Source organism: Streptomyces sp. NPDC059477 (genome assembly GCF_042749375.1).
Taxonomy (GTDB): Bacteria; Actinomycetota; Actinomycetes; order Streptomycetales; family Streptomycetaceae; genus Streptomyces.
Window position 1 is genome coordinate 54,043 of the sequence record NZ_JBHYUG010000002.1, and the last position, 25,484, is coordinate 79,526.

Consider the following 25,484-nt stretch of genomic DNA (forward strand, 5'->3'; position numbering starts at 1 on the left):
GGCGGACGCCCCCTTCACGCCACCAAACCCCCCGCGCCCTCCCCACCCCGCACGATCACCGGAAACGCGTTCGACGCGAGGTCCATGACCACCTCGGCCGCCGGCCCTTCCCTCCGCCGGGCCTGCGCGAACTCCTCCGCGGGCCACGATCCGCGCGGCCCGCCCGCGGGAAAGCGTTCGAGCACCCGCCGCCCGTTCACCGTCTCGCACCTCCAGAAAGCGTCGAAACCTGTGAGAGTCAACGTCTTCCGGAGGCCGATCGGCTCGCCTTGTCGCCGGACCGAGACCTTCTTGACCGGTGGAGCGAGGCATCCACACCCCCCACCTCAATCAATGTCAATCAACATCAACCCGAATCAATCCACATACTCATCGTGATACTTGAGGTGCGCGCTGCCCGCGAGCGGCCCGAACGCCTCCGCACGCCCCTCGGGTGCCTCCCACTCCTCCTGCCGTCCGAGCGCGGTGAGATCGAGGAAGCCGGTGGCCGAGCCGAGCCCGTCGAGTCCGCGGTCGTACGTCGAATAGGTGTGGAAGACCTGATCCCGGTCCCGCAGGAAGCAGCTGAGCCCCGGCTGTTCGAACAGCTCTCCGTCCCGCTCGCGCGTCACCTCGAAGTCGGTGTTGAAGTCGGAGTCGTGGGACGAGTACCAGGGCACCGTCCAGCCCATCCTCGCCTTGAACGGCAGCAGCCTGGTGTACGGCGCCCGGGAGACGGCCGCTAACGAGGTGCGGCGGGCGTGCAGATGGGCCGGGTGGCCGAGCTGATCGAGGAAGTACGAGCAGCCGGGGCAGCCGTTCTCCCACTCGGGGGCGAACATGAAGTGGTGGACGACGAGTTGATCGCGTCCCTCGAAGAGGTCCAGCAGGGTGGCCTTGCCGTTGCCTCCCTCGAACACGTACTCCTTGTCGATCTCGACCATGGGCAGCCCGCGCCGCTCCCTGTTGAGGGCGTCTCGCGCGCGGGTCGCCGCCTTCTCCTTGGCCAGCAGTTCTTGCCGTGCCCTGCGCCACTCTTCGCGCGATACGACCTTCGGAAGCGACATGGATCCTCCTGTGCGACAGTCCCGTTGAGGTGGTGACTGCCGGACTCACCGGAACTCATCGCGCGACCCGGAATTTCTCCGAGAAATCCCGCCCCGTCCATCGGCCCAACCTTCTTCGCAGGTCAGATGGTTGAGCTGTACGACACCGGAAGGGTGAGCAGTCCTCGGGCGCGCAGCGAGGGCCGCCAGCGGAGGCCGGCGTCATCATGGGTGTCCGCCGGGGCCAGGGCGAGCCGCGGGAACCGTTCGAGGAGCGCGGCGAGGGCGATCTCGGTCTCCGCGCGGGCGAGCGGGGCGCCCAGGCAGTAGTGGATGCCATGGCCGAGGGCGAGATGCCCGGAGGTGTCCCGGCCCAGATCGAGCCGGTCGGGGCCGGGGAAGCGGACGGGGTCGCGGTTGGCGGCGGAGAGCGAGAGCCAGACGGTCTCACCGGCCGGGACGGTGACGCCGCCGAGGGTGATGTCCTCGGTCGGGAAGCGCCGGATGGCGAGCAGCGCGGGCCCCTCGTATCGCGCGAACTCCTCGACGGCGGCGGGCAGTCGCCCCGGGTCTGCGCGCAGGGCGGCGAGTTGGTCCGGGTGGTGCAGCAGGGCCAGTACGGCGTTGCCGATGAGCTGCACGGTGTTCTCGTAGCCGGCGAAGAGGATGAGGAAGGCGAGCGACATCAGTTCGTTCTCGCTCAGCCGGTCGCCCTCGTCGCGTACGGCGATGAGGTCGGAGAGCAGATCGTCGCCAGGGGTGGCGCGCTTGTCGGCGATGAGGGCGGTGAAGAAGGCGAGCAAGGCGGCCACCGCGTGCCGAGCCGCTTCGGGGCGTTGCGGATCCGGGGCGACGAGGGCGTCGGTCCAGACCCGGAAGTCCCGGCGGTGCGGGCCGGGCACGCCCAGCAGATCGGAGATGACGGTGATCGGCAGGGGCGCGGCGTAGGCGGCGATGAGGTCGGTGGTGCCGTCGGGGCCGAGCACGTCGAGGAGCCGGTCGGCGGTGTGTCGTACGGGCGTACGAAGGCGGGTGATCCGGCGCGGGGTGAAGGCGTTACCGACCAGGCGCCGGACGCGGGTGTGGTCGGGCGGGTCCATGTTGAGGAGGTTGGCGTCGAGCGCGGGCGGCAGCGCGAACCCCCGGTAACCGCCCACCGTGGCATGCCGCTTGTCCAGGGACAGCCGGGGGTCGGCGAGGGCGGCACGGACATCGTCGTACCGGGTGACGAGCCAGGCCGGGGTGCCATCGGGCCCGGAGATGCGATGCACGGGGGCGCTGTCGCGCAGCCGCCGGTAGACGTCGTAGGGCTGTTCGAGAAGCCCGTCGGCGAGATCCATGCCCCTATGAAACCGGGCGGGGACCACGTGGGATGGACAGGAGCCGAACTCACTCACCGTACGAGCGACACACCCACCCGACGACCGACGTCAGTCCCCGCACGCCCCCCACACCCCGGACACACCAACTACTCCAGACACCACCTCCTACCCCTCCGACTCCGCCTCCTCCGACTCCTGGTACCTCTGAATCCGCCGCCCATGGCTCCGGTCGAGCAGGGCGGGCATGCGGGCCGTCATCTCCCGTACGACGGCGGGCACGTCGACCGTCAGCAGTTGCCGGTCCCGCATCAGCACCCGTCCGTCGACGACGGTGGCCCGTACGTCGCCGGAGCGGACGCTGTGGACGAGGGTGGCGGCGAGGTCGTGGACGGGCTGGGTGTGCGGCCCGGTGAGATCGACGAGGGCGATGTCGGCCCGTCGCCCCGGCGCGATGCCGCCGATCGTGTTCCCCAGCCCCACCGCGCGGGCGCTCTGCACCGTGGCATGATGCAGGGCCTGGCTGGCGGTCAGCCAGCGGGGATCGCCGGTCACGGACTTCTGCACCAGGGCGGTGAGCGCCATGGACTCCCAGACGTCGAGGGAGTTGTTGGAGGCAGCCCCGTCGGTGGCGAGCCCGACGGGAATGCCGATCTCGCGCAGAGCGCGGATGGGCGTGGTGGTGGGCCAGCCGAACTTCAGATAGCCGCGCGGGGCGGTGGCGACGGCGATACGGCCCCCGGCGCGGCCCCGTACGGCAAGGTCGCGGTCGAGAATCCCCGTGCCGTGGGCGATGAGGAGGTCCGTTTCCAGCAGCCCGGCACGTTCGAGTGTCTCGATGGGGGGGACCCCGTGCCGGTCGAGGGCTGCCTCGGCCTGTGCGCAGTTCTCGGCGGCGTGGAGGTGCACGGGAAGACCGTGTGTGCGGGCGAGGTCGGCGGTGGCGGCGAGGTCGGGGTCGGTGAGGTGTAGGGGGCGTGCGGGGCGAGCGCGGTGGTGATACGGCCGCCCGCGCTCCCCCGGTACCGCAGCGCGAACTCCAGCGGCCGTTCGCGCCCCCGATCCCCCTGGGACGAGAAGTACGCCTCGCCGAGCAGCGCCCGCATCCCGCACTCCTCGACCACTGCGGCGACGGCGTCCATGGCGAAGTAGTGGTCGGCGAAACAGATCACGCCGCCCCGGATCATCTCGGCGCAGGCGAGCCGCGCCCCCAACGCCACGTCTTCCTCGGTGAGGTTGGTCTCCACCGGCCAGACGACGTCGTCGAACCACTCCTCGATCGGCAGATCCTCGGCGATCCCGCGCAGGACGACCATCGGGGCGTGCGTATGACAGTTGATCAGTCCGGGCAGCGCGACCTGCCCCCGCCCGTCGATGACCTCACCACCCGCCATCCCCACGGCATCGGCGGCATCGACGAGGGCGTCGACGACCCCGCCCCGCACCACGATCGTGACACCCTCCCGAAACCCCACCTTCTCGCCCTCGCCCTCGCCCTGCACGAGCACGGTGCAGGAGGTGATCAGAAGATCGGCACTCGGGTTCATCGCGCCACGGTACGGCGGTGGGGGCCTGGGGGGATCCGAACCGGGCGTCTGGTCGCCGGGCTGCCGTGAGGACGACGCCTTCCCGACCACGAACCCGAACCCGAACCCCGACGAATCTCCGGGCGGCGGCAGCGAGGTCGAATCACGCGCCGGTACGGGTGGGGCTCGGGGAGCGACGACGATCGGGCGCCGGAATGCTCGGCGTGAAACCCGGCGTCTTTTGCCCCCACACGGCCCTCATCAGCTCCCGCCGCTGCTCCGGCGCCGGCAGCCGCCGGAACATCGCCGGACCGCCCTCTCGGTGGACGCAATCGATGCCGTAACGGTGCAGAAGTTCGACATCCCATGGCTGGGGCGCTTCCGGAAAGAGCGCGGCGAGACTACGGGCGGGCTCAGGACTGTGCGGCGCATAGTCGAGCAACTGCCCCAGTGCCTCCCTGACATGCCCGTGCGCGGCAGTGCTCTTCGCCTCGACCACCTCGGCCCCCGCCGCTCCCCGCACATAGAGGTCGGTGATGCCCGAACGGCAGTAATACCGCTGCGCCGACTCGCCCCGCGCATGGAGAAACGCCCGATACTCCTTGACCAGTTGGGCTTCGAACCGATCGACGACGACCATCCGCCGCGCCCGCTGATAGCCCGTCCGGCGCGTACGCATCTCCTCGGCAGCCGCGACCCGGACCGGGTCCGGGACCGGGACAGGGACCGGGACAGGGACAGGGACCGGGACAGGGACCGGGACAGGGACAGAGACCGGATTCCAGTCCGGGTCCCGGTCGTCCGGATCACTGCCCGGCTCCCCAGCCCCACCGGCCGACACGAGCGCCGACTCCCACGCCACACTCGTCGTGATCATGAAGTCCTCCAACACCGACCGTGCCTTGTCGCCCCGCAGAAGCAGCTGGCCGGGGTAGCTGAAGGCGGGCTGATAGCCGAGGGACGCGTTCAGTTCCGCGTACGGAATCTCGGCGTCGACCAGGTCCAGCAGGCTGTACACCGTGTGCCAGCTGTCCCCTCCGGGCTGCGGCGGCCAGAGCAGATCGGCGAGCGAGCGATTGCGGAAGACGGCTCCGACCTCTCCTATAGCGCGCACCTTGCTCTGCCCGGTGAAGAGCACGACGTCGCCCGTCCGCACCTCGCGGAACTTGCTGTCGTGGGCGGGAGTCGCACCCCAGAACCGGGCCGTCCCCTCGGGATGCAGGCCGAGCAGCAGCGCGCGGTGCTCGGCCGTCAGCTGGGTGTCGTACCGGTGCTCGGTGAACGCGACCTGCTGCTCGACCGTGTCCTTCCAGTGTTGCCGTGTCGCGGCGCTGCCGTACGACGGTGAAACAAGCACCCGGGCCATATCTTTCGCTCCCGTCATGGCTCCATGTGGAACCAATGGATCTCTCGGATCTAGTGGATCTAGAGGTCTGTCGTCCCTGCGGGGCTCATGATCCCAATGAGCTGCTGTGTCCTGGTGATCGCCGCGGTGAGAACATCACCCGCGCCCGCGCCCGCGTGCTCGTCCTTGTGCTCGTGCTCGGCCTCGTCCGGGCCGGTGGTCAGGGACGTGATGATGTCGTCCACCGTCCGTAGGTCCGCCCGTTCCAGGAGCCGCTTCTCGTTGGTCACCCATTCTCCGCGTGCGGCCAGGACGCCGTGGGCCGCGTGGGCCGCCGCGACCGCGATGAAGCCCGCGGTCTCCGTACGGCGGCTGGCCGGGGCGTGGTTGGCCTGCGCGTAGGCGAGGGTCGCCCGCGCTGTGCCGAGCCAGCGGGTGGGGGCGGTCACCCGGAGCCTCTGCGGATAGGCCGCGGGCCGTGGCAGCGACCCCCGCAGCACCCGGTTGATCGCCAGTTCCGCCAGCAGCAGATAGGTCGGGATGCCCGCCAGGTGGAAGAGCAGGGGCTCGATCTGGAAGTCGCCGTTCTCCGCCTCCGCCGTGACGCGGTCCACGGTGTCCAGGTCGCGGTAGTGCACGTCCACCCGGCGCCCGTCGATCGTCAGCCAGGCGCCGCCGTTGAAGACGCCGCCGCCCCAGTCGCCGATCTCGGAGACCTCGCCCGGCCAGCCGATCGCGCGCAGGTCGGACGGGGCGAAGGGGCCGCGGTAGTAGACGGCCATGTCCCAGTCGCTGTCGGGGCGATGGGTGCCCTGGGCACGGGACCCGCCGAGGGTGACGGCGCGGACGGTGGGGAGGGCGGCGAGGCGGTCGGCCGTGTGTTCCAGGAACGCGGCGTCGTTCTCCCGGAACACCTCGTCGGAGGGGGCAGGCATACGGGCTCCCGGTGCCGGTCGGGCAAACGGGGGCAGCCTATGGGGGGATTCGGCGGCACGCGAACCATAAATCGTCGGCACGCGTACCTCGATACCGCTGACCGGTAATTCGCGTGCGCCCGGCGCCCCCGCGCGGCAGCATCGACCGCACGATCGACAAATGCCGCACAACCGAGAAATGGAGCCCCCCTTGCTCAAGCGCGTCACCGTCCCGTCCCTCTTCCCTCCGCCCACCTACTCCCACGCCACCGTCGTCGAAGCCGGTACCAGACTGGCGTTCCTCGCCGGGTCCGTCCCGGTCGACGGGGACGGGAAGGTCGTCGGAGAGGGTGATGCCGTACGGCAGGCCGGGCAGGTCCTCGCCAACCTCGGCGAGCAGCTCCGGGCCGTCGGCAGCGATCTGGAGCATGTGGTGAGCACCGACGTCTACGTCGTCAGCCCCGACCCGGCCGTACTCGCCGCCGTCTGGGAGGTCGTACAGGCGTCCGAACTGAGCGCCGGACCGCACTCCTCGACGCTCATCGGCGTCGCCGCCCTCGGCTATCCGGGGCAGCTCGTGGAGATCACCGCCACCGCCGTCGTACCGGAGAGCGACCCCAGCGAGGGCGACCGTACGGAGGATTCCGTACGGGACTAGAGCCCACCCGGCGGCGGCTCGGGCTGCGACATCGAACGACATCGAACGACGCGGACGGCGCGGACGGCGCAAACGGCCCCTGCCGTGCCCGGCGAACGCCCCGTGGTCTCCTCGCCCTACTCGGCGAACGCCGCGCGGCCGTCCGGGGCCAGCCCCGCCGCCCGTGCCGCCGCGCGGAGCGCCTCGCGCAGCATCTCGGGGGTGAGCCGGCCGGTGAAGGTGTTGCGCTGGCTGACGTGGTAGCAGCCGAGCAGGTCGGGGCCGCCGTCGAGCCGTACATGCGTCCCGTGGGCGAAGGCCGGGCGGGGGCGCGGCACGGTCCAGCCCGCCTCGGCGAGGGCGGGCAGCGTGGCCTGCCAGCCGTAGGCGCCGAGGACCAGCACGGCCCGCAGGGTCGGCCGCAGCAGGCGCAGTTCCTCCACCAGCCAGGGGCGGCAGGTGTCCCGTTCGGCGGGGGTGGGCTTGTTGTCGGGCGGGGCGCAGTGGACCGGCGCGGTGATCCGGACGCCGTGCAGGACGAGACCGTCGTCGGCGGCGACGGACGTCGGCCGCGAGGCCAGGCCGACGTCGTACAACGCCCGGAACAGGACGTCTCCGGAACGGTCGCCGGTGAACATCCGTCCGGTCCGGTTACCGCCGTGCGCGGCGGGCGCCAGGCCGACGATCAGCAGCGGCGCGTCCGCCGGGCCGAAGCCGGGGACCGGGCGGCCCCAGTACGTCCAGTCCGCGTACGCGGCCCGTTTCGTGGCGGCGACCTCCTCACGCCAGGCGACCAGCCGGGGACAGGCACGGCAGCCGGCGATACGGCGGTCCAGGGCGGCCAGCGCTGAAGCGGCGCACGCGCTCCCGGGGGAGGCGTCCGCGCCGGGCGCGCGCCCGCCGGGAACCTGGCCGCTCTCGTCCATGCCACCACCGTACGACCGCCCCGCCGCCCCGCCTCCCTCCTCCCCTCCCCCGGTTACGTCCAGACCGCCCCCACCGCAACGAACCCGCAGATCAGCACGAACAGAATCCCCAGCAACGGCGTCACGAACCGCAGATATCTGTCGTAGCCGACCTTCGCGAGGGCCACGCCACCGATGGTGACGGCGGTCGTCGGCACCCACAGGTTCATCCAGCCGCTCGCCGACTGCCACGCGGTGACGACGACCGCGCGCGAGACGCCGGCGAAGTCGGCGAGCGGGGCGAGGATCGGCATGGCGAGCGTGGCGTGGCCGGAGGTGGACGGGATCAGGAAGGCCAGCGGCAGGTTCACCACGAACACCAGGATCGCGAAGACCCCGGAGGAGGTGTCCGCCACCACGCCCTCGATGGAGTGCAGCACGGTGTCCGTGATCTCGGCGTTGTTCATGATGACGGTGACCCCGCGAGCCAGCACGATCACCAGCGCGGGCGAGATGAAATCCGCCGCCCCCCGCACGACCGTCGCACTCAGCTTCTGCTCCCCCATCCGCGCCACCAGCCCCACCAGCACCGCCGCGCACAGGAACAGCGCGGCCAGCTCCGGGAAGGACCAGCCCAGCTCGAAGCCGTACGGGATGGCGTCCGCGTCGCCCGTGAGCGCGCTGGACCAGGGCACCACCGAGAAGATCATGAAGGCGAAGACCAGCACCATCACGCCCAGCACGGCCTTGTGCAGCCCGGTCAGCTCGGGCACCTCGTCGCTCGGCTCCTGGTCCCGGTCGCCGGGCAGGAACCCGGTGAGCGAGCGGGCCGGATCACGCTGCACCCGGCCCGCGTACCGGATCACATACGCCACCGTCACCACCGTCAGCACCACCCACATCACGAACCGCAGTACGATCCCGTCCCCCAGCGAGATACCCGCGGCGGACGAGGCGACCCCGGTCGCGAACGGGTTGACGGTCGAGCAGAGCACCCCGATCCCGGCACCCAGGATGATCGTGCCGACGGCGACCATCCGGTCGTAGCCGAGGGCCAGCATCAGCGGCACGATCAGCCCGTAGAAGCCCAGAGTCTCCTCGGCGAAGCCCTCGACCGTGCCGAGCACCGAGAACACCACCATGATCCCGGCGATCAGCAGCGCCCCGCGCTCCCGCAGCCGGTGGGCGAGCCGGGCGATCCCGCGATCGAGGGCGCCGGTCGCGAAGACGACCGTGATGAACGCCCCGATCGCCAGCACGAACAGAAACACCCCCGCACTGCCGTACAGCGCACCCACCAGCTCCGGCCCGACCCGCCCGGTCCGCTGGTCTTGGATGCCGTACAGACCGTTGACCGGGGAGAGGAAGAGGTCGTTCAGCCGGTCGGCGAAACTCTGCCCGGAGTCCACCCGGTGGTACGTGCCCTGGATCGGAGCGCCGGACCTGTCCCGGTCGTACACACCGGACGGGATCAGAAAAGCGAGCAGCCAGACCGCGATCGTGACGATGACCAGGACCGTCAGCGCACTCGGGAAGCTGAACTTCCGCCGTGGCTCCCCGATCTCCGCCCCGGCGCCGTTTCCGTTTCCGGCGCCGTTTCCGTCCCCGGGCTCACCCCCACTCTCACCCCCACCCCCACTCCCCTTCGCGCTCCCTTTCCCGTTCCCGCCCGGACTGCCGCCACCGGCACCCCCCTGGGTGACCGTCATCCGGACGCCCCGGACGTCCCGGAGGCCCTCGACGCCCCGGACCCTCCGGACGGCCTGACCTGGGCCTCCGGCCCGGCCTCCCCCGTCGCCCCGCCCCGGTGGAATCCACTCGCATACCGCTCCACGAACCCGCACATCGCCACGACCGTGTTCCGCAGCTCCGAGAAGAGCACCCGTTCGTTCGGGGCGTGCAGATTGCAGCTGGCGTCCTGCGCGCCGAAGAGCAGCACCTCCGCGTCGGGCGCGGCCTGCGCCAACCCGTTGACCAGCGGAATCGACCCACCGGTCGCCACATACGACGTCTGGCTCCCCCACGCCGCCGCGAGCGCCTCCCGCGCGGCACGGTAGGCGGGCCCGTCCGTCCGCGCCTCGTACCCCGGCCCGGTGTCACCGGCCGTCACCGTCAGCGGCACCCCGAACGGCTGGAGCGGTCGCAGATGCTCCAGCAGCAGCGCCTGCGCCTCATGCGGGTCCTGGCGCGGATGGAACCGCAGATTCAGCTTCGCGCGGGCGTACGGTACGACGGCCGACGCGGCGTGATCGACGCTCGGCGCGTCCAGCCCGATCACGGTGATCGCCGGCCCGCTCCACAGCCGTTCGCCCAGACTCCCGCTGCCGATGAGCGGCACCCCGTCGACGACCCCCGCCAGTTCCCGGAACTCCTCCTCGGTGTACCCGGCACCCTCCCAGTCCTGCCGCCGCAACCCCTCCACGGCCACGTCCCCGTGCACGTCGTGCAGGGTCGCGAGCGCCTTGAGGAGCACGAGCAGCGCGTCCGGCGCGGCGCCCCCGAACTCCCCGCTGTGTCTCGGCTCCGCCAGCGTCCGCACCTCCACGACCACCTCGGCCGCCCCGCGCAACCCGGTCGTCAGCGTGGGCGTACCCGGCCGGAGGTTGCCGAGGTCGGCGATCACCATGGCATCGCACGCGAACCGCTCCGGATCGGTCGGCGGATACCCGTCGAACGGGCTGCCGTACTCCTCCTGCCCCTCGAACACGATCTTCACCCCGACCGGCGGACGCCCCTCGAACGCCCGCAACATCCCCAGGTGCGCGATCACATTCGCCTTGTCGTCCGCGATCCCCCGCGCCCTGAGCCCGCCCGCCACGGCCGTCGGCTCGAACGGCGGCGACAGCCATAGCGACTCGTCGCCCGGCGGCTGCACGTCGTAGTGCGAGTACAGCAGCACGACGGGCGCCTCCGGATGCGGCGGCGGAATCTCGGCGTAGATCACCGGCGCGGTGTCGGGCAGGTCGATCCGCTCCACATGCGCCACCCCGGCATCACGCAACAGCCCGACCAGCAGGTCATACGCCTGCTCCACCGGTCCCGCCGGAAATCCGGGAAACGCCACCGAGGGAATCGCCGCCAGCCGCTCCAGATCGGCCGTCAGTCCATCCATCAACCCGTCGACCTTGGCCACCACGTCCACACCGGCCTCCCTCACTCACCGTCGATGCCCACCGTCGAAACCCACCGTCGAACGGCCCACAGTCCAACACCCTCGACCACCCTCGACTCCCCGTCCCGCCCCCGCATCCGGGGTGGACCGCCGGAGTGTCCGGCACCCTGGAAAAGGGCTCCGTCGCACCGCCCGCCCCCGACTAAGGTCGAAGCCATGAGCACTCGGAACCGCACGCAGGCCCCGACCGGTGACCACACCACCGCCCCCGGTCCCGAGCGGCCCACCGGAGGCCCCCATCACGGGCGAGTTCCGACGTCCCGGCGCGGCGACGACAACGCCCGCGACACCGTCGGCGCCGGACCGACCGGGGAAGCCCGGCCGACCCGAGAGGCCGGTCAGGCCAAGGAAACCGGTCAGTCCAGGCAGACCGGCCCGACCGAGAACGCCCGGCAGGGCAAGCCGGACAAGCAGGCCAGACGGGCCAAGCAGGGCAAGCGGTCCCGGCAGACCGACATGGCCGAAGGCGACCAGGACGACACAGTCGCCGAAGCCCGCAGCGCCGACGAGCCCGACGACCCCAGGGACCACTGGCCCCCCAGTCACGCGAAGCCCGGCCACGCCGACCTGACGCCCCCCGCCCACCGAAGCGGACAGGCCCGCACCCGCGACAGCGCCACGGAGCCGACACAAAGCACCGCCGGGCCGACCGCTGACGCCCCCGAGCCGATCAGCGACGACTCCCAGCCGACCGGCAACGGCTCCGAGCCGCACGGACGCCCTGCGTCCTCCCCCTCCCCCGAACCCGACGCCCCGGAGAACACCGCCGCCATCGCCGCCGCCGACGCCGCCCGCCCAGCGACGGGCGAAACCGTGCGCATCGACAGCTGGATCTGGTCGGTGCGCCTGGTCAAGACCCGTTCGGTCGGCGCCGCCGCCTGCAAGGGCGGCCATGTCCGGGTCAACGGAGAGCGCGTCAAGCCCGCGCACTCCGTCCGGATCGGCGACGAGGTGCGCCTGCGCCACGAGGGCCGGGAACGGGTCGTGGTCGTCAAACGCCTGATCCGCAAGCGCGTCGGCGCCCCGGTCGCCGTCCAGTGCTACATCGACAACAGCCCGCCGCCCCCGCCCCGCGAGGCCGTCGCCCCCGCCGGTCTGCGCGACCGTGGCACCGGCCGCCCCACCAAGCGCGACCGCCGCGAGTTGGAGCGTCTGCGCGCCCTGCGCGAGCAGGGCACCAACTTCGGCGACCCCGATCGCCGTCAGGGCCGGTGACCGGACGCGAGCGACTCGGTCTCAGAGGAGGAGTGGGCCCCTGCTCACGCCTCCCCCTCAGCACACCCCCAGAATCCCCAGAACCCCCCAGAACCTCCATCACCCCCGCAGTACACCTCCCAGCACCCGCCCCAACTCCACGTTCCGCCCCCGCCGCGCCCAGGCGATCAGACCCAGCGGCACAAGGAGGATGAGAGGTGTCGCCGCGTTCTCCCCATGGAACTCGGTGAGCTGGACGACGAACGCCCCCACCATCAGCGCCCCCAGCCCCATGGCCGCCGCCGACTGGAGCAGCGGAATCACCAGCCCTATCGCCCCGGCCAGCTCCAGCGCCCCGATGGTGTACATCCCCGCACTGCCCCAGCCCATGGCGTCGAAGGAATCCACGGCCGACGGGTGGGCGATCAGCTTGGGCAGGGCACTGGCGGTCGCGTAGAACAGCGCGAGCAGTATCTGGATCGCCCGCAGCGCGATCCGGGCCCGCCGACCCCTGGCCGGGGACGATACGACGGCACTCACCACGGAGGCCGTGGCAGCCGCAGAGCCCGCAGGAGCCACGGAGGCGGCGGAAGCCACCGAGGCCGTGGGCGCGGTGGAAGAAGAAGGGGAAGTCGTGGCAGCCGGGGACTTGGGCATCGGGTCTCCTATGTGAAGCGGTCCGTTCATCCGTCACAGAGGTAGACCCCCAACGCGCCCGAGACTCATCGGTGCCGGGCACCTTCAGCACCGAGGCGTTCACGAGTCATCGCACACCCCACTCGGCTTCCCCGACTCAACGTCGGCATCCCGCTTCGGCCGGGCCCCCTACCCCTCCACCGGCACCGCCCGCACCCATATCCGATCCTCCGTCAGATACTCAGCCACGCGCAGCCCGCTCTCCACCAACGTCTCCTCGAACTCCTCCCGCGTCATCGGGCGGACGACGAACGTGTGAGTCCAGGCGGCGTCCGGGAACTCATACTCCGCCCGGACCGAGTTCGTCCCGTCGCCCAGCGGCTCGGACGCAGCGATCCGGATGGTGAAGCCGTGGGGGTCGACGCGCTCGCGGGGCACCTCGGTGTGGTAGTTCTCCCCCTCGCGCTGGATCAGCACGCTGCCGCCCGGCGCGAGGTGCCGCAGGCAGGTCCGCAGCATGCCGCGCCGCACCTCGGGGTCTCCGGTGTGGACCAGGAACGAGGCGAGCAGCACCGCATCGAAGGTCTCGTCCAGGGCGAGGCTCTCGATCGGGCCGCATATGGTCCGGGCCCCCTGGACGCGTTCGAGCATGTCCGGGGACTCGTCCACCGCCGTGACCGTGAAACCGCGCTCCACCAAGGGGTGGGTCGTCCGACCGACACCACTGCCCAGTTCCAGGATCCGCGCGCCCGCCGGGACGGCTGCGGTGATGATGTCGGGCTCGTTGCCCACCGGCAGCCGCGAGTACAACTCCACCGCGCAGCCGTCCGGCGTGATGGCACCGGGTCCCGTGCCTTCGTATCCCTCTCGCATTTCCAGCCTCATGCCCGTCCAACGGCCCGCCCTCGCACCCCCGTTCCCACCCCACCCACCTTCACCCGTACGTATGAACCAACCTCGCACAAGCAACCCTCACGACCGCCCGCCCCACCCCAGTCAGGGCAAAGTCCCCTATACCTCCCACGGAAGCGCTGCCGGACGCACGCACCGGCCACCGCATCGCGGCGAGGTCCCGCAGCGCCTCGGAAAGATCACCGACGCCCGGCAGCATGTGCACACACCCTCGCCGAAGAGTACGTTTCCAACAGGAGCAGTGATCCCGATGCCGATGCGTACGGGCAACGAACCGCGGACGGCGCGCAGTGCGCTGCGGGCCCGCTTCTGGCTGAGCGTGTGGGGGATGTTCTGGGCGATCTTCGGGACGGCCGTCTTCATTCTGACCGGTCACCCGGGCTGGGCCGCCGCGTGCGGTGTCCTGTGGCTGGTGGTCACCATCGACATGACCATGATCCTCCGCCACATCCGCCAGGGCCCGCACTACCAGCCCGGCCGGGACGTCCCCCCGTACGAGCCACCGCACGAGCCACCGAGACACCACCGTACGTAACCGATCGACCACGTTCGATCGCCGAGACGCACCGGAAACGAACTCGCAGCGACAGCGGGCCGCTCACAGATCGAACCGTGCCGCCTTCACATACTCCGGGTTCGGGTCCAGCGCGGCGGCCAGCCGGAAGTGGCGGCGGGCCTGGTCGGGCCGCCCCTGGCGTTCGTAGGTGCGGGCGAGGGCGAAGTGGGCGAACGCGTTGTCCGGCTCGCGTTCCAGGACGACGCTGAATTCCAGTTCGGCGGGCCGCAGTTGCGCGGCGGCGAAGAAGGCCCGCGCGCGCAGCAGTCGCGCGGCGGTGTTCTCGGGGTGCGCGGCGATGACACGATCCAGCAGCTTCACCGCACCCCGCGGATCCCGCGCGGCGAGCAACTGCTCGGCGGCGCGGAAGTCGATGACATGCGTCTCCGGCGTACGTCCGGTCGATCCGCTGGTCTCGGGCACGGCAGAGTCCTTCCCTCGATAGAGGATTTCAACGCCCGCAAGGGACGCCGCTATTCCTCCGAGGGCCACGGGACGAGCAGAAATCAACGGGACCGGAAGAAACCCACGGCACCGACCGAGGACTACCGGCCGACGACCGAGACCTACGGAACCGGCCGCGCCCGGCGCTCCAGCTCAGCCCACACCTCCCGCACCCGGCCGCGCAGCTCGTCCAGCGGCACATCGTTGTCGATCACGATGTCCGCGATCTCCAGCCGCTTCTCTCGGGTCGCCTGCGCGGCCATCCGCGCGCGTGCGTCGTCCTCCGTCATGCCCCGCAGCCGTACCAGCCGGTCCAGCTGGGTGGCGGGGGCCACGTCGACGACGATCACGACGTCGTACAGCGGGCCCAGCGCGTTCTCCGCGAGGAGGGGTACGTCGTGGACGACGACGGCGTCCTCGGCGGCGGCCGTCTCCAGCTCCCTCGACCGCGTGCCCACCAGCGGGTGCACGATGGAGTTCAGTACCGCCAGTTTCCCGGCGTCGGCGAAGACGATGGATCCCAGCTTCGGCCGGTCCAGGCTCCCGTCCTCGGCGAGCACGTCCGGCCCGAACGCCTCGGCCACGGCCGCGAGTCCGGGCGTACCCGGCGCCACGACCTCACGCGCGATACGGTCCGCGTCGATCAGCACCGCCCCGCACTCCACGAGCAGCCGCGACACCTCGCTCTTTCCGGCGCCGATCCCGCCGGTCAGACCAACGGACAGCATGGCCGCGCCTCCACCTCACCACCCCCGCCGAAACGGGGAACACCCATCGAGAACCGACACCTGAGCCGACACACACCGACACCCACCCCGCCGACCGGCGCCACCAGCCACCAGCCGACAGCCGACAGCCGACAGCCGACAGCCGACAGCCGACAGCCGACAGCCGACAGCCGACAGCCGACAGCCGACGCTACCGGATCAGCCGTCCCCCTCCCGCTCCGCCAGGAACCGCTCGAACTCCCGCCCGATCTCGTCCGCCGACGGGATCTCCACCGGCTCGGCGAGCATGTTGCCACGCGTCTCGGCGCCCGCGACGGCGTCGTACTGGTGCTCAAGGCCCTGCACCAGCGCCGTCAGCTCCTCGTCGCCCTCCTGGATCTGCCGGTCGATCTCGGTCTGCGTACGGTGGGCGTCCGTGCGCAGCGCGTGCGCGATGCCGGGCAGGACCAGGCCCGTAGCCGCGGTGATCGCCTCCAGCGCGGTCAGGGCCGCGTCCGGGTACGGGGAGCGCGCGATGTAGTGCGGTACGTGCGCGGCGACGCCGAGGACGTCGTGACCGGACTCCATCAGCCGGTACTCCAGCAGCGACTCCGCGTTGCCGGGGACCTGGGCCTCCTCGAAGGGACTCTGGTGGCCGGGGACCAGGTCGGCTCGGTTGCCGTGCGGGGTCAGGCCCACGGGGCGCGTGTGCGGGACGCCCATGGGGATGCCGTGGAAGTTCACCGACAGGCGGACGCCGAGGCGTTCCACGACCTGCCGGACGGCCGCGGCGAAGCGCTCCCACTCGACGTCGGGCTCGGGGCCGGACAGCAGCAGGAAGGGCGCTCCGGTGGCGTCCTGGACGATCCGGACCTCGATGCTGGGCTCCTCGTAGCCCGTCCACCGGTCACGGCGGAAGGTCAGCAGCGGGCGGCGGGCGCGGTAGTCCACCAGACGGTCGTGGTCGAAGCGGGCGACGACCTGGTGGGGCAGCGAGTCGAGGAGCCGGTCGACGATCTGGTCGCCGGTCTCGCCCGCGTCGATGTATCCGTCGAAGTGATAGAGCATGACAAGGCCGGCGGACTCCTGGGCGAGCGCCATGTCGACGACGGCCAGGCCCTTCGGCTCCCACGTGTACAAACCCTGCGGATCAAGCACTGTGACCGCTCCTCCTCGTGTTCCCCCTCCACAACGTGATGCACGGCACGGGCATTCCCGCCCCCACCCCACTCCCGCGCCCCGCCCACGTCACTCCCACCCGGCTCTCACCCGGCTCTCACCCGGCTCCCACGCGGCCCCTCTTGACGCCCCGTCACCGCTCCCCTACCTTCCCGAACACCCGCAAGTTCACATCCCCACCCGCAATCTATGTACATGAACAGCGTCCATCCATACGGGGCTCATCGCGCACCCATGCAGCCCCCGCAGCGCTACCCGCCCCGAAAGCCACCTGAACGCCCCCACCGACAGGAAGGCCCACCATGCGCACCCGTACGCTGCTCACCTCCCTGCTCACCCTCACCACCGCCACCGGCGGCCTGCTGACCACGGCCGCCCCCGCCCCGGCCGCCACCGCTGCCGCCGGCACCACCGCGGCGGTCATCGAGGTCTCCACCGCCGCCCAGCTCAAGTCCGCCCTGATCGCGGTCCGTCCGGGCGACACGATCCAGTTGGCCGACGGCACCTACACCGGCAACTTCAAGGCCACGACACCGGCCACCCCGGGCGCCCGCATCACCCTCACCGGCTCCGCGAGGGCCGTCCTGACGGCGGGCGGCGGCAACGGCCTGCACCTCAACGGCGCGTCCTACTGGACGGTCAGCGGGCTGACCCTGACCGGCGGGCAGAAGGGCATCATGATCGACGCCGCCACGGGTGTCGTCGTGGACGGCGTGACGGTCCACGGCCTCGACATGGAGGGCGTCCACTTCCGCAAGTCCAGCACCGACGGCCTGATCAAGAACTCACGGATCTACGACACCGGGAACGACGGCCGGGGCATGGGCGAGGGCGTGTATGTCGGCACCGCCAACACGCTCACCGACAACAGCGACCGCGTGCAGATCCGGAACAACGTCATCGGCCCCGATGTCGGCGGCGAGGCCATCGACATCAAGGAGGGCACCACGGGCGCCCAGATCGTCGGCAACACGTTCGACGGCCGTGGTTTGACCGGCGCCAACTACGACGACTCCTGGGTCGATGTGAAGGGCAACAACGTCCTGGTCGAGAACAACACCGGCGTCAACACCACGAACGACGGCTTCCAGACCCACACCCAGCAGCCGGGCTGGGGCTGCGGCACCATCTTCAGAGGCAACAGGTCGACACTCACCGGCGCCACCGGCTCGACGCGACTGGCCATCAACGTCACCAACTCCGGCCCCGCATGCGGCACAACCGTCCACAGCAGCAACACGGTGACCGGCGGCAACGCCCTGACCAACATCCCCGTGACGCCGTAGAGAGGGGCGCGGGAACTGCGCGAACGCCCCCACCCACCGGCACCCGAAACACCATCGGAGAACGCAGAGGGACCGCACCTCGAAAGGTGCGGTCCCTCTATCGGCTAAACCTCAGCGGCAGCGCTCAGCTCTGACCACCGGCCAGCTTCTCGCGCAGCGCGGCCAGCGCCTCGTCCGAAGCCAGCGCGCCGGAGTTGTCCGGGCCCTCGGAGGAGTACGAACCGCCACCGCCGGACGCGGCCGGAGCCGCACCCGCCGCGTCGCCGCCCTCGGCGGCAGCAGCCGCGTCGGCCTCGCGGGACTTGATGACCTGCTGCTGGTGCTGCTCGAAGCGGCTCTGCGCCTCGGCGTACTGGTTCTCCCACACCTCACGCTGGGACTCGTAACCTTCGAGCCAGTCATTGGTCTCGGGGTCGAAGCCCTCGGGGTAGATGTAGTTGCCCTGGTCGTCGTACGACGCGGCCATGCCGTACAGGGTCGGGTCGAACTCGACGGACGCCGGGTCGGAACCGAAGGACTCGTTGGCCTGCTTCAGCGACAGCGAGATCCGACGACGCTCCAGGTCGATGTCGATGACCTTGACGAAGATCTCGTCGTTGACCTGGACGACCTGCTCCGGGATCTCCACGTGGCGCTCGGCCAGCTCGGAGATGTGGACCAGACCCTCGATGCCCTCGTCCACGCGGACGAACGCACCGAACGGAACCAGCTTCGTGACCTTGCCGGGCACGACCTGGCCGATCTGGTGGGTGCGGGCGAACTGCTGCCACGGGTCTTCCTGGGTCGCCTTCAGCGACAGGGAGACCCGCTCGCGGTCCATGTCGACGTCAAGGACCTCGACGGTGACCTCCTGGCCGACCTCGACCACCTCGGAGGGGTGGTCGATGTGCTTCCAGGAGAGCTCGGAGACGTGGACCAGACCGTCGACGCCACCCAGGTCCACGAAGGCACCGAAGTTGACGATCGAGGACACCACACCGGACCGCACCTGGCCCTTCTGGAGGGTGGTGAGGAAGGTCTGGCGCACCTCGGACTGGGTCTGCTCCAGCCAGGCGCGGCGGGACAGGACCACGTTGTTGCGGTTCTTGTCCAGCTCGATGATCTTCGCTTCGAGCTCCTTGCCGACGTACGGCTGGAGGTCGCGGACGCGGCGCATCTCGACGAGGGAAGCCGGCAGGAAGCCACGGAGGCCGATGTCGAGGATGAGACCACCCTTGACGACCTCGATGACGGTACCGGTGACGATGCCGTCCTCTTCCTTGATCTTCTCGATGGTGCCCCAGGCGCGCTCGTACTGGGCGCGCTTCTTCGAGAGGATCAGGCGGCCTTCCTTGTCCTCCTTCTGAAGGACCAGGGCCTCGATCTCGTCACCCACGGCGACGACCTCATTGGGGTCGACGTCGTGCTTGATCGAAAGCTCACGGCTCGGGATGACACCTTCGGTCTTATAACCGATGTCGAGCAGGACCTCGTCCCGGTCGACCTTCACGATGACGCCGTCGACGATGTCGCCGTCGTTGAAGTACTTGATCGTCTCGTCGATCGCGGCGAGGAAAGCTTCCTCGTTACCGATGTCGTTGACCGCTACCTGCGGGGTGGTGGCGGTGGTCTCGGTGCTGCTCGTCATGTGGGAAAGGGCTCCGGTACGGACATTGAAGTCGTAGGCACTGCTACGCCGGGAGCCCGTTTCGCTCTGAAGAAGCCGGACAGCTTAGGAAGCACCACCGAAATCACTGGTGACGCCTCGACAACCGAGGGGACATACAACAGATGCGAGCGCAGCCTGCTACGTCTGAGGAGCGCAGGCCCGCAGCGCAACTTGTAGCATACGGGGGCAGCCGGGCAGGGTCAATGCGCGAAGGCGCACACCCGGGGCGGATCGCCGCATTCCCGGCACAAGAACCGTCCTGCGAGGCCACGCGGGCCCTGCGGAACCTCTTCGGTGCCGCCCCCGCCCGGGGCCGGCACGACAGCAGAGACGGCAGAGTACGACGAGGGAGCGGATCATCCAAGAGCGCGTATCACCCGAGCCGCAGCCGGTGCCGGAGAGTGCCGGGGAGCCCCTTCCGCCGGGGGCCGGGGAGTTGCCGGAACCGGAGGCCACCCGCCGCGACGCCGGGGCCGCGGAGAGTTCCCGCGCCAATCGGGGCTGGTGGGACCGCAACGCGGACGACTACCAGGTCGAGCACGGCACGTTCCTAGGGGACGACCGGTTCGTGTGGGGTCCCGAGGGTCTGGACGAGGTGGAGGCCGAGCTGCTCGGCCCGGCACAGGAGCTGAAGGGCAAGGACGTCCTGGAGATCGGCGCCGGCGCGGCCCAGTGCTCGCGCTGGCTGGCCGCCCAGGGCGCGCGTCCCGTCGCCCTGGACCTGTCCCACCGCCAGCTCCAGCACGCGCTGCGGATCGGGGTCTCCTTCCCGCTGGTGGAGGCCGACGCGGGCGCGCTGCCGTTCGCGGACGGCTCCTTCGACCTCGCGTGCTCCGCGTACGGGGCACTGCCGTTCGTCGCCGACCCGGTGCGGGTGCTCACAGAGGTGCGGCGGGTGCTGCGACCGGGCGGGCGGTTCGTGTTCTCGGTGACCCATCCCCTGCGCTGGGCCTTCCCGGACGAGCCGGGCCCCGAGGGGCTGACGGTCGCGGCCTCGTACTTCGACCGCACTCCTTATGTCGAGCAGGACGACGACGGCCGCGCGGTGTACGTCGAGCACCACCGCACCCTGGGCGACCGGGTCCGCGACATCGCGGCGTCCGGGCTGCGGCTGGTGGACCTGGCCGAGCCGGAGTGGCCGTCCTGGAACACCTCCGAGTGGGGCGGCTGGTCCCCGCTGCGCGGCCGGCTGATCCCCGGGACGGCGATCTTCGTGTGCGTACGGAACTGAGCACGTGATCCGTCACGACGCGCTGGACGCCCTTCCCGTACGAAGTGCCCTTCCCGCGCTCGCCGAGGCGCTGGCGGGGCCCGGGGCGGCCGTCCTGGTGGCGCCGCCCGGGACCGGGAAGACCACCCTGGTGCCGCTGGTGCTCGCCGGGCTGCTCGGCGACGGCGCGCCCGCGCGGAGGGTGGTCGTGGCCGAGCCGCGCCGGATCGCGGCCCGCGCGGCGGCCCGCCGGATGGCGTGGCTGCTGGGCGAGAAGGTCGGGGCCCGCGTCGGGTACACCGTGCGCGGGGAGCGGGTGATGGGACGGCACGCGCGCGTGGAGGTCGTCACGACCGGTGTGCTGCTCCAGCGGCTCCAGCGCGACCAGGAGCTGCCCGGCGTCGATGTCGTCGTCCTGGACGAGTGTCATGAGCGGCATCTGGACGCGGACACGGCCGCCGCGTTCCTGTGGGACGTACGGCAGGCGCTGCGGCCGGAGTTGCGGCTGGTGGCGGCGTCGGCGACGACGGACGCGCAGGGCTGGGCACGGCTGCTGGGCGGGGCGCCCGTGGTGGCGGCCGAGGGGGCCTCGCACCCGGTGGAGGTGGTGTGGGCGCCGCCCGCGCGGGCGGTCCGGCCGCCGCACGGGATGCGGGTCGATCCGGTGCTGCTCGCGCATGTGGCGTCGGTGGTGCGGCGGGCGCTGGCCGAGCGGTCCGGGGACGTGCTGTGTTTTCTGCCGGGCGTGGGCGAGATCGCGCGGGTGGCGGGGCAGCTCGGGGATCTCGGCGGCGTGGAGGTGCTCCAGGTGCACGGGCGGGCTCCGGCGGCGGTGCAGGACGCCGTGCTGGCGCCCGGGGAGCGGCGTCGGGTGGTGCTGGCCACCTCGGTCGCCGAGTCGTCGCTGACGGTTCCCGGGGTGCGGGTGGTCGTGGACTCGGGGCTGGCGCGCGAACCCCGGGTGGATCATGCCCGGGGGCTGAGCGCGCTGACGACGGTACGGGCCTCGCAGGCGGCCGGGCGGCAGCGGGCGGGGCGGGCCGGGCGCGAGGCGCCGGGGGCGGTGTACCGGTGCTGGACGGAGGCCGAGGACGGGCGTCTGCCGCGTTTTCCGGCGCCGGAGATCAAAGTGGCCGATCTGACGGCGTTCGCGCTTCAGGTGGCCTGCTGGGGCGATCCTGACGCTTCCGGGCTGGCGCTGCTGGATCCGCCGCCGGCGGGGGCGATGGCGGCGGCGCGGGAGGTGCTGACGGACATCGGCGCGGTGGACGCCGGCGGGCGGGCGACCCGCCGGGGTGTGCGGCTGTCCCGGCTGGGTGTGCACCCCCGGCTGGGGCGGGCGCTGCTGGACGCGGTGCCGTCGGTGGGGGTGGAGCGGGCCGTCGAGGTGGTCGCGCTGCTCGGCGAGGACGCGCCCCGGGAGCACGGCGACGACCTCGCCGCGGCGGTGGGCGGCGCCCGGCGCGAGGAGGTGCGGCGACTGCGGGGCGTCGTGGCCGACCTCGCCGACCCGCCGGACGGTGACGCCCGCAGCGGCGAAGCGCGCTTGGACGCGCATCCCGCTGGCGTGGTCGCCGCCCTCGCCTACCCGGAGCGGGTCGCCAAGGCGGACGGCGGGGCGTATCTCATGGCGTCCGGCACCCGCGCCGAACTCTCCGCCGGTTCCGCCCTGCGCGGCGCCCCCTGGATCGCGATCGCCGTGGCCGACCGTCCCGTCGGAAAGGGGCACGCGCGCGTACGGCTCGCCGCCGAGGTGGACGAGGGGACCGCGCGGCGGGCGGCGGGGGCGCTGTACACGCGGGGCGAGGAGGTGCGCTGGGCCGACGGGGACGTCGTCGCGCGGCGGGTGGAGCGGCTGGGGGCGATCGAACTGGCGGTGCGGCCTCTCAAGGACGCCGATTCCGGCCTCGTACGGGATGCGCTGCTCGAAGGGCTGCGCAGGGAGGGGTTCGGGCTGTTGCGGTGGGGGGCGGGGGCGGTCGGGTTGCGGCAGCGGCTGGGGTTCTTGCGGCGGCATCTCGGGGAGCCCTGGCCGGATGTGTCCGATGACGCGCTGCACGCGCGCGTGGACGAGTGGCTGGAGCCGGAGCTGGGGCGGGCGCGGCGGCGGGCGGATCTCGCGCGGATCGACGCCGGGCAGGCGCTCGGGCGGCTGCTGCCGTGGGCCTCGGGGGAGGCCGTACGGCTGGATGATCTTGCTCCGGAGCGGATCACCGTACCGAGCGGGTCGCGGGTGCGGGTCGACTACGGGGATCCGGAGCGGCCGGTGCTCGCGGTGAAGCTCCAGGAGATGTTCGGGCTCCAGGAGTCGCCGACCGTCGCGGGGGTGCCGGTGCTGGTGCATCTGCTGTCCCCGGCGGGGCGTCCCGCGGCGGTGACGGCCGACCTCGCGTCGTTCTGGAAGGACGGCTACCTGGGCGTACGGGCGGAGCTGCGCGGGCGGTACCCGAAGCATCCGTGGCCCGAGGATCCGGCGGCGGCCGAGCCGACGCGGCACACCAACGCGCGGCTCAGGCGCTGACCGGTTCGGGTGCGGCGGTCTGTCGGGGGGGCGGGGCCGCCCCGGCGGCGGGCGCGGGCCTTCAGGCAGAGCGCGAGGGCTGGCAGGAGGACGCCGGGGGTGAGGAAGCACCGGGGCAGGTACGCGCAGTTCCTCGCGGTGGATCTCCTCGGCGTGGACGGGGTGCCGGTGAGGGGCCGGGCGTACGGCGAGGGCGCCCCGTCCGTTGTGGTGGAGTGGAGGGGCGCCCTCGTGGGGTGGAGCGGGTCGGTCAGGCCGATGGGGAGGCGCTCGGGGAGGCCGGGGTGCTCTCGGAGGCCGTCGGCGTCGGGGTCGGCTCGGGGGCGGGCTTGGTCACCGTCAGGTCCAGCGTGAGGGTGGCACCGCCGGTGGTGGTGACGCGCAGCTTGAATGTGCCGGCGGTGTCGTCCGCGTAGATCTTGGGCAGCTTCAGCCGGCCTTCGGCGTCCGTCGTCAGGTCGGTCAGGGTGCGGATGGCGTTGCCGTCCGCGTCCTTGAAGTAGGGGCCCTCGGTATTGGTGGCCGGTTCGGCGGCGGACGTGATGAAGGTCGCCGTGGCGGCGACCCCGTCCGCGGCGGCGTCCTCGTACGTCGCCGCCAGCTCGATCTCGTCGGCGAACTCACCGCCCGCCAAGCAGGTCAGCGCGGGTTCCCCGACGAGGGCGAGGGTATCGGCGGCGCGTGCCGTGACGGTCGCCGTGTAGTCGAGGCCCGGGATCGTACGGCCGACGAGTGTGGCGCGAACGGTGAAGTCGCCCGTCTGCTCGCCCGCCTGGAGGGCCGGCGCGACCGCCTTGCCGGAGGCGTCGGTGACCGCCACGGCGACCTGTTCGCCGCCGGTGAACGTGGCGTCGGTGTCGCCGAGGATGGTGAAGCGGACCCTGACCTTCGCGACGGCCTTGCCGGCCTCGGTCTCCGCCCGCGCGGTGGGCTTGGCGGCGAACGCGTCGCCCGCCATCGCCGTGAGGTCCGCGGTCCCCGCGTCCTCCAGGTGGTCGACCGTGTCGGTCGGCGTCGGCGGGGTGGTGGGCGGCGTGGTGGGAGGTGTCGTCGGCGGCTTCGTGGGGGGCGTGGTGGGCGGCGGGGTCGTGCCGGGCGGGGCGCTCGGCGGGGTCGACGGGCCCCCGGTCGCGGGGGGCGTCGTCGGCGGGGCGGTGGCGGGCGGCGGCGTCGGCGAGGCGGCGGGGTCGTCGTCGCTGCGGTTGACCGGGAGCGTGCCGGTGCCGTCCGGGACCTCGTGGGTGCCCTTGCGGTAGTACTCCAGCCAGGACATGACGGTGTTGACGTACTCCGTGGAGTTGTTGTAGCTGAGGATCGCGCTCCGCAGATCCGTCGACGTGGACAGGTCCCAGCCGAAGCGGCACAGGTAGTGGCCGGCGGCGAGGGCGGCGTCGTAGATGTTGTTCGGGTCCTCGACGCCGTCGCCGTTGCCGTCGCGGCCCGCCCAGGCCCAGGTCGACGGGATGAACTGCATGGGGCCGACAGCCTGGTCATAGCTGGCGTTGTCGTCGAACTCGCCGTTGTCGGTGTCACGGATGAGCGCGAAGCCGTTGCCGTCGAGCTCCGGGCCGAGGATGGGGGTGAGGGTGGTGCCCTCGGCGTCCACATTGCCGCCGCGGGCCTGGCCGGACTCCACCTTGCCGATCGCGGCGAGGAGTTCCCAGGGCAGATTGCAGCTGGGAGCGGCGGAGGCCAGTTCGGCGGCGGCCTTCTTGTAGGCGTCGAGGACGGTCGCGGGTATCCCCGCCTCGGCGTCACCGGTGGCGACCGCGGTGCCGTCGGCCGTCGTGCTCGGCGCGGGGGTCGGGGTGGTCAGCGGCGGCAGGTCCGTGTAGTAGGGCGAATTACCGGTCGCGCTGTCGTCCACGCCCTCCTCGGACGAGACCTGCGAGTCAGCGGTGCTCTGTCTGCCCTGGTCACCGGTGGTGACCCCGGGAGCCTGGGACGCGGACAATGCCGCGACCGCCAACGCGGCCACGGCGGTGGTCGCCGCTCCCTTGCGCAGCCGACTGCCGAAATGCGCCGCCATGTACGGAAACCCTCCCATGGACGCCCCAGCGCCCTCCAGTTTCTGCGACCCCGGATGCGACCCCGACATTGCACCCGCGTCGCACGGAATTTCACCCCCGCGCGTCAACCCAGGTGACCCTACGACAACTTCCTTTGCACGGGCACCCGTTCCTGCCCGATTTTCACCACTTGGCCATGTGCCGTTGTCCACCAGTGGTCGCGCAGGTCTCCTGGGCACGCGGACCAGGCTTCCATGGCCGCCCCGGATACTGAAGAGCGCGAGCGGTCGACGAACCGGGGCGGTTCGGTGAGCGTCTGCCACGAAGAGCCCTTTTCCG

The 25,484-nt window shown here is 71.5% G+C and carries 21 protein-coding genes and 1 pseudogene; 6 read left to right on the forward strand and 16 right to left on the reverse strand.

What is annotated here, in order from left to right; genetic code table 11:
- Nucleotides 1-14 precede the first annotated feature (14 nt).
- The 6 genes and pseudogenes from ACFXAZ_RS01390 to ACFXAZ_RS01415 form a co-directional block, all read right to left on the reverse strand.
- Entirely contained in the window at nt 15-200 is a 186-nt protein-coding gene (locus ACFXAZ_RS01390) for a hypothetical protein (protein ID WP_384583256.1), read from the reverse strand.
- A gap of 156 nt (nt 201-356) precedes the next feature.
- Nucleotides 357-1,046, reverse strand: coding sequence for a DUF899 domain-containing protein (locus ACFXAZ_RS01395; RefSeq protein ID WP_384583259.1), 690 nt, complete (start codon nt 1,044-1,046; stop codon nt 357-359).
- 122 nt (nt 1,047-1,168) lie between these two features.
- Complete coding sequence (locus tag ACFXAZ_RS01400; RefSeq protein WP_384583262.1) at nt 1,169-2,365, reverse strand: cytochrome P450; 1,197 nt, start codon at nt 2,363-2,365, stop codon at nt 1,169-1,171.
- A 147-nt stretch (nt 2,366-2,512) separates the two neighbouring features.
- A pseudogene (locus ACFXAZ_RS01405) lies at nt 2,513-3,891 on the reverse strand (amidohydrolase).
- 142 nt (nt 3,892-4,033) lie between these two features.
- A complete protein-coding gene (locus ACFXAZ_RS01410; protein WP_384583265.1) occupies nt 4,034-5,254 on the reverse strand; it encodes a hypothetical protein in 1,221 nt (406 codons plus the stop codon).
- A gap of 41 nt (nt 5,255-5,295) precedes the next feature.
- Nucleotides 5,296-6,150: a nucleotidyltransferase domain-containing protein gene (locus ACFXAZ_RS01415; RefSeq protein ID WP_384583268.1), complete on the reverse strand. Its 855-nt coding sequence runs from the start codon at nt 6,148-6,150 to the stop codon at nt 5,296-5,298.
- Nucleotides 6,151-6,340: 190 nt separating this feature from the next.
- Between ACFXAZ_RS01415 and ACFXAZ_RS01420 the strand changes: the two genes are divergently transcribed.
- Nucleotides 6,341-6,787, forward strand: a complete 447-nt coding sequence (locus tag ACFXAZ_RS01420; RefSeq protein WP_384583587.1) for a RidA family protein — start codon at nt 6,341-6,343, stop codon at nt 6,785-6,787.
- Nucleotides 6,788-6,903: 116 nt separating this feature from the next.
- Here ACFXAZ_RS01420 and ACFXAZ_RS01425 read toward each other — a convergent pair whose 3' ends face one another.
- Genes ACFXAZ_RS01425 through ACFXAZ_RS01435 form a run of 3 tightly spaced genes read right to left on the reverse strand, consistent with a single transcriptional unit; the run spans nt 6,904 to nt 10,828 of the window.
- Nucleotides 6,904-7,692, reverse strand: coding sequence for a uracil-DNA glycosylase (locus tag ACFXAZ_RS01425; RefSeq protein ID WP_384583272.1), 789 nt, complete (start codon nt 7,690-7,692; stop codon nt 6,904-6,906).
- Between the two features lie 53 nt (nt 7,693-7,745).
- A complete protein-coding gene (locus tag ACFXAZ_RS01430) occupies nt 7,746-9,380 on the reverse strand; it encodes a YfcC family protein (protein WP_384583275.1) in 1,635 nt (544 codons plus the stop codon).
- Nucleotides 9,377-10,828: a M20/M25/M40 family metallo-hydrolase gene (locus tag ACFXAZ_RS01435; RefSeq protein ID WP_384583278.1), complete on the reverse strand. Its 1,452-nt coding sequence runs from the start codon at nt 10,826-10,828 to the stop codon at nt 9,377-9,379. Before ACFXAZ_RS01435 ends, ACFXAZ_RS01430 begins: the two co-directional genes overlap by 4 nt.
- A gap of 684 nt (nt 10,829-11,512) precedes the next feature.
- Between ACFXAZ_RS01435 and ACFXAZ_RS01440 the strand changes: the two genes are divergently transcribed.
- Nucleotides 11,513-12,058, forward strand: a complete 546-nt coding sequence (locus ACFXAZ_RS01440; protein ID WP_384583590.1) for an RNA-binding S4 domain-containing protein — start codon at nt 11,513-11,515, stop codon at nt 12,056-12,058.
- A 99-nt stretch (nt 12,059-12,157) separates the two neighbouring features.
- Here the strand turns inward: ACFXAZ_RS01440 and ACFXAZ_RS01445 are convergent, their stop codons facing one another.
- Both ACFXAZ_RS01445 and ACFXAZ_RS01450 read right to left on the reverse strand, forming a co-directional pair.
- Nucleotides 12,158-12,694 (reverse strand): DoxX family protein, encoded by a 537-nt coding sequence (locus ACFXAZ_RS01445; RefSeq protein ID WP_384583281.1) that lies wholly within the window; start codon nt 12,692-12,694, stop codon nt 12,158-12,160.
- Nucleotides 12,695-12,862: 168 nt separating this feature from the next.
- On the reverse strand, nt 12,863-13,546 hold the full coding sequence (locus ACFXAZ_RS01450; RefSeq protein WP_384583285.1) for a class I SAM-dependent methyltransferase: 684 nt from the start codon (nt 13,544-13,546) through the stop codon (nt 12,863-12,865).
- Nucleotides 13,547-13,841: 295 nt separating this feature from the next.
- Here ACFXAZ_RS01450 and ACFXAZ_RS01455 point away from each other — a divergent pair, with 295 nt between their 5' ends.
- Nucleotides 13,842-14,120 carry a DUF6343 family protein gene (locus ACFXAZ_RS01455; protein WP_384583593.1) on the forward strand — a complete coding sequence of 93 codons (279 nt, stop codon included), beginning with the start codon at nt 13,842-13,844 and terminating at the stop codon, nt 14,118-14,120.
- Nucleotides 14,121-14,183: 63 nt separating this feature from the next.
- Here ACFXAZ_RS01455 and ACFXAZ_RS01460 read toward each other — a convergent pair whose 3' ends face one another.
- The 3 genes from ACFXAZ_RS01460 to ACFXAZ_RS01470 form a co-directional block, all read right to left on the reverse strand.
- Entirely contained in the window at nt 14,184-14,564 is a 381-nt protein-coding gene (locus ACFXAZ_RS01460; protein WP_384583287.1) for a tetratricopeptide repeat protein, read from the reverse strand.
- A gap of 143 nt (nt 14,565-14,707) precedes the next feature.
- Nucleotides 14,708-15,313, reverse strand: coding sequence for a dephospho-CoA kinase (coaE, locus tag ACFXAZ_RS01465; RefSeq protein WP_384583291.1), 606 nt, complete (start codon nt 15,311-15,313; stop codon nt 14,708-14,710).
- Nucleotides 15,314-15,511: 198 nt separating this feature from the next.
- On the reverse strand, nt 15,512-16,450 hold the full coding sequence (locus ACFXAZ_RS01470) for a PAC2 family protein (RefSeq protein WP_384583294.1): 939 nt from the start codon (nt 16,448-16,450) through the stop codon (nt 15,512-15,514).
- A gap of 323 nt (nt 16,451-16,773) precedes the next feature.
- Here ACFXAZ_RS01470 and ACFXAZ_RS01475 point away from each other — a divergent pair, with 323 nt between their 5' ends.
- Nucleotides 16,774-17,757 (forward strand): right-handed parallel beta-helix repeat-containing protein, encoded by a 984-nt coding sequence (locus ACFXAZ_RS01475; protein ID WP_384583297.1) that lies wholly within the window; start codon nt 16,774-16,776, stop codon nt 17,755-17,757.
- A 124-nt stretch (nt 17,758-17,881) separates the two neighbouring features.
- On the opposite strand, the gene rpsA is transcribed toward ACFXAZ_RS01475, so the two are convergent.
- Nucleotides 17,882-19,384, reverse strand: a complete 1,503-nt coding sequence (gene rpsA / locus ACFXAZ_RS01480; RefSeq protein WP_384583299.1) for a 30S ribosomal protein S1 — start codon at nt 19,382-19,384, stop codon at nt 17,882-17,884.
- Between the two features lie 412 nt (nt 19,385-19,796).
- On the opposite strand from rpsA, the gene ACFXAZ_RS01485 reads away from it, so the two are divergent.
- Both ACFXAZ_RS01485 and hrpB read left to right on the forward strand, forming a co-directional pair.
- Nucleotides 19,797-20,636 carry a class I SAM-dependent methyltransferase gene (locus tag ACFXAZ_RS01485; protein ID WP_384583302.1) on the forward strand — a complete coding sequence of 280 codons (840 nt, stop codon included), beginning with the start codon at nt 19,797-19,799 and terminating at the stop codon, nt 20,634-20,636.
- Nucleotides 20,637-20,640: 4 nt separating this feature from the next.
- Complete coding sequence (gene hrpB / locus ACFXAZ_RS01490; RefSeq protein WP_384583304.1) at nt 20,641-23,136, forward strand: ATP-dependent helicase HrpB; 2,496 nt, start codon at nt 20,641-20,643, stop codon at nt 23,134-23,136.
- 250 nt (nt 23,137-23,386) lie between these two features.
- Here the strand turns inward: hrpB and ACFXAZ_RS01495 are convergent, their stop codons facing one another.
- A complete protein-coding gene (locus tag ACFXAZ_RS01495) occupies nt 23,387-25,165 on the reverse strand; it encodes a lytic transglycosylase domain-containing protein (protein ID WP_384583307.1) in 1,779 nt (592 codons plus the stop codon).
- Nucleotides 25,166-25,484: the final 319 nt, after the last annotated feature.

Coding starts and splice junctions, on each gene's coding strand:
- coaE (WP_384583291.1), bottom strand. CDS start 15,313: ATGCTGTCCGTTGGTCTGACCGGCGGGATCGGCGCCGGAAAGAGCGAG.
- ACFXAZ_RS01400 (WP_384583262.1), bottom strand. CDS start 2,365: ATGGATCTCGCCGACGGGCTTCTCGAACAGCCCTACGACGTCTACCGG.
- ACFXAZ_RS01425 (WP_384583272.1), bottom strand. CDS start 7,692: ATGGACGAGAGCGGCCAGGTTCCCGGCGGGCGCGCGCCCGGCGCGGAC.
- ACFXAZ_RS01455 (WP_384583593.1), top strand. CDS start 13,842: ATGCGTACGGGCAACGAACCGCGGACGGCGCGCAGTGCGCTGCGGGCC.
- ACFXAZ_RS01395 (WP_384583259.1), bottom strand. CDS start 1,046: ATGTCGCTTCCGAAGGTCGTATCGCGCGAAGAGTGGCGCAGGGCACGG.
- ACFXAZ_RS01445 (WP_384583281.1), bottom strand. CDS start 12,694: ATGCCCAAGTCCCCGGCTGCCACGACTTCCCCTTCTTCTTCCACCGCG.
- ACFXAZ_RS01410 (WP_384583265.1), bottom strand. CDS start 5,254: ATGACGGGAGCGAAAGATATGGCCCGGGTGCTTGTTTCACCGTCGTAC.
- ACFXAZ_RS01415 (WP_384583268.1), bottom strand. CDS start 6,150: ATGCCTGCCCCCTCCGACGAGGTGTTCCGGGAGAACGACGCCGCGTTC.
- ACFXAZ_RS01430 (WP_384583275.1), bottom strand. CDS start 9,380: ATGACGGTCACCCAGGGGGGTGCCGGTGGCGGCAGTCCGGGCGGGAAC.
- ACFXAZ_RS01450 (WP_384583285.1), bottom strand. CDS start 13,546: ATGCGAGAGGGATACGAAGGCACGGGACCCGGTGCCATCACGCCGGAC.
- ACFXAZ_RS01475 (WP_384583297.1), top strand. CDS start 16,774: ATGCGCACCCGTACGCTGCTCACCTCCCTGCTCACCCTCACCACCGCC.
- ACFXAZ_RS01495 (WP_384583307.1), bottom strand. CDS start 25,165: ATGGCGGCGCATTTCGGCAGTCGGCTGCGCAAGGGAGCGGCGACCACC.
- rpsA (WP_384583299.1), bottom strand. CDS start 19,384: ATGACGAGCAGCACCGAGACCACCGCCACCACCCCGCAGGTAGCGGTC.